The organism is Rhizobium terrae (genome assembly GCF_003425685.1).
Taxonomy (GTDB): Bacteria; Pseudomonadota; Alphaproteobacteria; order Rhizobiales; family Rhizobiaceae; genus Neorhizobium; species Neorhizobium terrae.
Genome location: NZ_QJKM01000047.1, coordinates 1 through 6,515, shown reverse-complemented (window position 1 = coordinate 6,515; position 6,515 = coordinate 1). Strand labels below are relative to the sequence as shown.

The window sequence follows — 6,515 nt, the reverse complement described above, 5'->3', positions numbered from 1 at the left end:
GCTTCATGCTCCGTCACCATTCGAACAGCGCGGGCACGGACTTCAGGAGAAAATTTGTTCGTCGTTTTGCTTGTCATAGACCCTACTTCTCACGAGTTGGGGTCTCCGGCAAACCCGGTGCGGTTCACTCTCCGAAAACAGCAGGACAAGAGTCGATATCTGAGCAATGTCGCTTTCAAGGCTAAGGAAGTCTTTGTAGTCCCCTTTCGGAAAGAACGCGTCCAATTCCTCTGCAAGCATCGGCTGGTACTTGGTAAATGGAGGCGAGAAAGCGATCCTCATGAATGCATCTCTCAAAGAGAGCGGCGGATGAGCGGCAGCATCTGTCTTACCGCCGCAAATGAAGATGATATGTGTTGGCTGATAGACCCGGATTTTGTCCGGGTCTATCAGTTCCAAGATGTTTTCAATTTCAAGGTCTTCTATCACTTACCGAAGGCTCGGAAGGTTTCAAAGTCTTGCCGAGCGGAGCGGCCTCTGGCGGAGGCGGTAAGGCTTTGGAACCTTCCGAGCCGCAAAAATGAGACCAATCGAGTGAGGTCTAGCGAAGCGCCCGACCATGCAGTATCTGCCAATCGCGTAAGTGCTGCCATTTGATCTGAACAAGGCCCGAAGTCAAGAGGTCACACATACCTTGTATAACGGCCTTTTCCAAGCACCTGGAACGATGCCTCGACAACAATTTAGCGATTTGCTAACGCTTTAGCAGACGTGTAGAGCAACAATCTATCACCGGGAAGCAAGAACCTTCGTTCAAGAGGGACGGTCGATTGCGGCACGGGAATGGAGTTTTTGTGCAGAGACATTAAGATGTCGTCATCAGCCCCATCACGCTCAAATCGATTGTCCTGGCCTCGACTTCTGTTAATTTTATTTCGCTGTCAGCATCGAGCAATCTAAGAGCCGCAGAGACGACATCTCGCCTCTGTTTCACGCCAGAGTTTGATGACGTCCTGTAAGACCTCTTTTCGAATCCGGGTTCTGATGGGAGTTCGAAGTAGGCAATTTCAAGCTGTTCGTTCGCTACTGGAGTCACGGTCACAGCAGACGTCTTTGCCGTTCCCGCGCTCATTGTTACGTGATGCCATTCCGGAGCGCCAAATCTGAATGCTCCGACATGAGGAAGATCGTTCCAGGGTCGGCTCGCCTGCACCAGGGTTGGGTCGAATAAGAAGTCTCCCGCCCGGACTACTAGGTGTGCATTCCAATGCTTCGGGCCAGCAAGACCCTCAGGGTTCCCAACGGCGATTCCCTTCAGCGTCTGTCCAGTATTCGGGTCAAAAAGTCGAATCTGGAGGCCACATGTGTACACTTCCGCCGCCACAATTCCGCGCTTATTGAGGATATCCCGCACAGCAAGCGCAGCGTAGATACATCGGTTATGTGGTCTTGCTTGCTCAATTTGGTAGTTTGGAAGCGCTTGCGCCGCGAGCCAAAACGCACGGCAAGCGTTCAGCGCTTCACCAAGAATCTTCTCATCTTCGTTTGAACAAGCTGCGAGGCTGACGTAGGCCTTGATGATGATTTCTTCCAAAATTCTTCCTCTGTAGCTCTTTAAGAACGCGCGGACGTAGCTGATGATGGCGGTTTGCTGCCTTTCTCTGGTAAGCATCGCGCCGTTCCGGCTACTTCTTAACGATTTCCTGGAGCGCCCCCATTGTCAGCCATTGCGCCTTTGCGTGGATCATCCGGTGACAGTCAGCACAGACCAGGGCAAGGTCCTCTAGTCGGGTCGTCATGCTTTGTGGCAGTGTGTGAAGCGGAATCGTGTGATGCACTTCTATGAACCCGCGTCCGTGCTCGCCGTACTTTTCGGCATACTCGAAGCCGCATCCTTCACATCGAATGCCCTTCCCATCCCTCAGGGCCATGGCCTTCCGTTGTTCGACAAGCTTGCGGTTTCGTTCGCGTGAACGATGAAGACTTGTCAGCACGCGACCTTCTTCTGCCTCAGTAACCTCCAAGTCGTCGCCGCGATTTAGTGTGGTTGAAGGCATCTGCAATGATGCCGTGATTGCGTCAGCAACTGCATTGAGGCGCGATGGATTGGCGGCATAGCGATCCCAGACCACCTTTTCGAGCTGTCCTCCGTTGACAAGCCCCACATTTCCTTTCTCTGCAAACCGTGGGTCGAGGCGACGAAAGTTCATCAATTTCATATAGACGCCATTCGGATTCCGATATGCGCCTGTTCGCTCGTTCCCCAGCCACTCTGCCAGTGTATTTAGCAGGTTTGATAGAGCGATAACTTCCGCGCTGCTTTTTCCTGGCGGTGATGTCGGGTTGTTCAGATAGAGCCTCAACGCGAGGATCAGTTCGTCAGTGTTCCAAGGAGGAGGATTTGCGACGGCCCGACCTACCAGCTCGTCGAGCGTAATGTTGAAGAGGTCTGCCAACCGCACAGCTGAATTGAGCGGGGGGACAACTAAGCCTGCCTCCCACCGTCCGACCGTCTGCTGCGTCGTTCTAAGTTCGTCGGCCAGCTCTTGCTGGGAAAGCCCCCGCTTCTCCCTGAATTTCCTAATGTCCATTATCCTGCTCTCCAGCTTCTGTTGGAGTGTGTGTACACAACACACGTGATGATGTCAATTATCGTCAAGTGGCAGCTACGTTTCCGTGCGCACTCAGTGGAAGGGAAAGGCGCACGAGGATCGTGGCTGAGCGAGTAAGGGAACCGGAAGGCCCCGGGACCTCGCATAAATAACAACGGAGGTTTCAAGGTAGCCTCGTTCGCACCGCCCCTCAGGATTATGATCATGACTGGCTTGATACCTTTTCCGTAACAAGACAAAATGAGCATATAGAGTTGTTACAAAGGCTGCACGGCATGACATTTGCCATTGCCTACCTTCGCGTTTCCACCTTAGCTCAAGGAAAGAGCGGGCTCGGCCTCGACGCCCAGCGGGCGACCATCGAGCGATTTGCAGAGGCGGAAGGTATCGTCATCACCGATTGGTTCGAGGAAGTAGAAACAGGTAAAGGGGCAGACGCCCTAGACCGTCGACCTGTCCTCACGGACGCCTTGCGGAAGGCCCGCAAAGCGAAGGTCCCTGTTGTTGTCTCCAAGCTCGACAGGCTTTCCCGCGATGTAGCCTTTGTCGCGGGCCTAATGGCGCAACGCGTGCCCTTCATTGTGGCCGAACTGGGTGCAGACGCCGATCCTTTCATGTTGCATATCTACGCGGCCTTGGCCGAAAAGGAACGTACGCTGATCTCAAAGCGCACCCGGGAAGCGCTTCAAGTTAAGAAACAAGCCGGTGCATTGCTTGGAAACCGCACCAATCTTGCCAAAGCCCAGATGATGGGTGCCGCCCAGAACGCTGCTGGAGCCGAAGCATTCGCTGCCAACGTTCTTCCCGTGGTGCGGCAACTCCAGAACCAGGGCGTAGCTACGTTGCGTTCGTTAGCCGACGCTCTCAACCAGCGCGGCGTCAGGACTGCTCGCGGTGGCGAATGGGCCGCGACAACTGTCAAGAGGCTCCTTGATCGCTCAAGGGCTGCAGTCTACGCAAGCGGGGATGTTGAAGGATAGACGCCGTCATTGCCATAGATTTCCAGCACGTCTTTGATGTTCGGTGGAAAGAATGTGAGGCCACTTGCGACCGCGTGTCCACGTTCCCTGTCCAAAGCGACTTTAATGGCTTCGCCATTACGTTCCTTTCCTGAGAGGTGCCATTTGAGATGAAGGGCCAACCCGGCGATCTGTGCTGCACTAGGCCTGTACTCGAACTGATTTATAGGAATTTGTTCCTCTGGTAGCTCATCTTTCAATTCGACGTTCAGGGCAGCCTTTGCGCCAAGTGCATGCGCCAGCGAATTGATTTGCTGCCAGGCCTCGACGCCTCGATCTTCAAGAAGGCTGAGGATGACGTTGGTTTTCTTCCGGTTGACGAGTGTGGCCCAAATAGATGCTGGCAAATTACCGGCTATGCAACCATGCTCTACCTTCACACAGTCGTCGTCAGGACGAATATCCAGGCGAATGGCTATCGACCGTGTGATAACGCATGATCTGGTCCCAGGCATAACAGCGGCGTATTCACGCCAAAGCCTCTTCATAGGTTCGGAGCCAGAGGCCCGCTGTAAGATATCAAAGGGATATAGGTGCTTACCTTGCCTCGTAGCATTCTTTTGTCCGCTCCAAACATCATTTGTGATCCGGCCGACCCCCTTTCGCAAATAGCGGATGTAGCTTCGCGGGTCGCGGATCAACGAAACCTCTTGGCTACGGAGATCGGCAATAAACCCAGCCTTTTCCAAGTACCTGAGGTATCGCTGGACAAACCAATGGCCCAAAGCCTCCGGATTTCCGCTGTTTTCGGTCAAGAAGGAATGATGGATATGGAAATGCCAACCATTCGTATACGAATAGGTCACCTCGGGGGCTGACAAAACGCCGATGACCGCATGTAACTTCTTTTGCCGGTTCCAAGGCTCTCCCTGCCTAGCACTCCTCGAAGCCGTTTCGATAGCGTTCTTTACATTCATCAAACTGGATTCCCTTCCATGGCTGACAGTGACCGTGATGGAAGCCATTTTACCGTTCACCGCCACGAGGGCGTCTGCAAGCTTCTGAAGCCGTTCGAGACGTTGCTGGGCTTTCAGCGGGGCGCAATCTGCGCATAGCCACGGTGAACCACATCGAAGTGTGCCAAGAGTTCCAGCGGTTCCATCTTTCCTGAGTATCAAAGCAACGGTTTCTGAACCTTTCCCGAGATGTCCACATGCGCAAACGGCGCGTCCGCGACCATGTTCTGGTTGAAGGATATATGCAGCCGTATCTCGCAGGGCCGTCCGTTCCCGGCGGGAAAGTTTGCGTTGCTTCCAATAGGTTTCTGGAAAGGTTACCATCGGGGTCAACGGGCCACCTCCATTGTCGAGAGGAGGCTGTCACCCGGCACGGGCGAAAGAGCCTGCACAGTGGTTAACTGCTTAGGGGAACTCTTTTCAGATGCGATTGGGAAGCGTCGATCCGACACTGGGAGAGTGTCGCAACTGACGAATTTTGCAGGGATTAATATGTTCATTTCCACTCATCCTTGGAGATGAGTGGTGCGGGGTGCAGATCAGATCACGAAATGAATACAATGCCCGCTTTTTCACAGGTGCGGGGCATTAAGTAATTGATTTCGCTCACGTATGCTGCCGCCTCCGGGCCCACCACTTCGTTCTTTAGCGGTTGATTTTGTTGACGAATTCGCTCTCGATCCCTCACGCGGATCATCGAGAGGGGCAAGTTCGTTCTCGCTCGACAGTGATTCGCGCGCCTGTCTTATGGGTGGAGATAGATTCCGCGCATGTGCTGACGACCAATCCGTACCAGGTCGGAGCGGCGCAAGCCGGTGTGCATGGCAAGCTCCATAGCGAGGCGCTGGCGGGTTCCGATTTCCCACTTGATGCAGAAGGCTCTCACGTCTTCGATCTGCCAAGCAGGGAATCCATCGCCTTCGAGCTTCGTCTTCCCAACGCCCTCAGCCGGATTCGCCTTGATGTGGCCGTCCTTCACCGCCCACTTGCAGAGCGCTGACATCGTCTTGAGGTAGTTGTTCGCTGCGGCCGGGGTCGCTCTGCGATCGTCCATGCCATTGCGAATGGCCTTGGTGGTGATACCGAGATCGGCTTGTCCCCGATCTTTCCTCCCTTGCCGTCTGGCTTCTCCTTGACGTGCCAAAGAATGTTGCTGCGCTGCTTTCTTGTGGCGTCGCTGGTGTCCCGCCAGTCTCCGCTCTCCATGAAGCGGCCAATGAGCCAAGCGATTGTATTGGGCGCTTCCCGGGGCTGGGCGATAGAAGGCTCGCCCTTCAGGACGGCCTCATAAGTCGCTTTGAAATTTGGGTCGTTCGGAGCAGGCAGGCGCGTGCGGGGCCCTTTCCCCACTCGGAAATAGTAGACCCAATTCCCAGCGCGGTTCTTTTGCTTGACGACATAGAGCGGAAGCTTGCGAGGCATGTCCTGGATCACAGGCGTACCTCTTCCACCACGTCAAGCTCATCAGGGCTGTGGATTTTGGGGATATCGGGGGAAACTCCAACCCGACGGCCGTTAACCTCGATCCACACGGTTACGCCCTTCGCCTTGGCGACATCAGCCATACGCTTCAGATCCGACTGTTTCACGAGGGCAGGGCTGCTCATTCGCTACCCCTCATCTTCTTACGAGGTGCGGGGGTGGGAGTGGCTTCTGCGCAGCCTTGAGGTATCGTCTGCCCATGAAAACAGCTTTGACGAAATTTGCATGTTTGAACTGCCAGCGAGTTCTGAAACGACCGACCGACACAACGCAAAAGATTTGCCCACGTTGTGGCGGCACGACCTATCGAACTGGATCCGACTTCAAGGCTCCGCCCACAGGCGATCGTCGGGCTTGGCAAGTTGCAAGCTTTCTCATTTTGCGTATTCCGATGAAGCCGGCCATCGATTCCGATTTGAAGCCGGCCAGTCATTCCGATTTCATTCCGGCCGGCGTTCCGATTTGAAGGCGGCCATTTCTCGGACTGATCCTGGGTCTGTTTGATG

At 54.4% G+C, this 6,515-nt stretch carries 7 protein-coding genes; 1 reads left to right on the top strand and 6 read right to left on the bottom strand.

Annotation, left to right across the window (positions count from 1 at the left end; all coding sequences use genetic code 11):
- Nucleotides 1-42: 42 nt before the first annotated feature.
- From DMO26_RS34060 to DMO26_RS33010, 3 genes are all read right to left on the bottom strand, one after another.
- Nucleotides 43-399 (bottom strand): hypothetical protein, encoded by a 357-nt coding sequence (locus DMO26_RS34060; RefSeq protein WP_162895194.1) that lies wholly within the window; start codon nt 397-399, stop codon nt 43-45.
- Nucleotides 400-805: 406 nt separating this feature from the next.
- Entirely contained in the window at nt 806-1,612 is an 807-nt protein-coding gene (locus DMO26_RS33015; protein ID WP_117196496.1) for a hypothetical protein, read from the bottom strand.
- 13 nt (nt 1,613-1,625) lie between these two features.
- Nucleotides 1,626-2,531, bottom strand: coding sequence for a helix-turn-helix domain-containing protein (locus DMO26_RS33010; protein WP_117196495.1), 906 nt, complete (start codon nt 2,529-2,531; stop codon nt 1,626-1,628).
- 296 nt (nt 2,532-2,827) lie between these two features.
- Between DMO26_RS33010 and DMO26_RS33005 the strand changes: the two genes are divergently transcribed.
- Entirely contained in the window at nt 2,828-3,532 is a 705-nt protein-coding gene (locus DMO26_RS33005; RefSeq protein WP_117196494.1) for a recombinase family protein, read from the top strand.
- Here the strand turns inward: DMO26_RS33005 and DMO26_RS33000 are convergent.
- The 3 genes from DMO26_RS33000 to DMO26_RS34055 form a co-directional block, all read right to left on the bottom strand.
- On the bottom strand, nt 3,505-4,860 hold the full coding sequence (locus DMO26_RS33000; RefSeq protein WP_162895193.1) for a hypothetical protein: 1,356 nt from the start codon (nt 4,858-4,860) through the stop codon (nt 3,505-3,507). The genes DMO26_RS33005 and DMO26_RS33000 overlap by 28 nt on opposite strands.
- A gap of 412 nt (nt 4,861-5,272) precedes the next feature.
- On the bottom strand, nt 5,273-5,581 hold the full coding sequence (locus DMO26_RS32995; protein WP_117196492.1) for a hypothetical protein: 309 nt from the start codon (nt 5,579-5,581) through the stop codon (nt 5,273-5,275).
- Nucleotides 5,582-5,957: 376 nt separating this feature from the next.
- Nucleotides 5,958-6,134, bottom strand: coding sequence for a hypothetical protein (locus DMO26_RS34055; protein WP_162895192.1), 177 nt, complete (start codon nt 6,132-6,134; stop codon nt 5,958-5,960).
- Nucleotides 6,135-6,515 lie beyond the last annotated feature (381 nt).

Excerpts from the sequence above, each read along its gene's own strand:
- DMO26_RS33010 (WP_117196495.1), bottom strand. The coding sequence starts at position 2,531 with ATGGACATTAGGAAATTCAGGGAGAAGCGGGGGCTTTCCCAGCAAGAG.
- DMO26_RS32995 (WP_117196492.1), bottom strand. The coding sequence starts at position 5,581 with ATGGACGATCGCAGAGCGACCCCGGCCGCAGCGAACAACTACCTCAAG.
- DMO26_RS34055 (WP_162895192.1), bottom strand. The coding sequence starts at position 6,134 with ATGAGCAGCCCTGCCCTCGTGAAACAGTCGGATCTGAAGCGTATGGCT.
- DMO26_RS33015 (WP_117196496.1), bottom strand. The coding sequence starts at position 1,612 with ATGCTTACCAGAGAAAGGCAGCAAACCGCCATCATCAGCTACGTCCGC.
- DMO26_RS33005 (WP_117196494.1), top strand. The coding sequence starts at position 2,828 with ATGACATTTGCCATTGCCTACCTTCGCGTTTCCACCTTAGCTCAAGGA.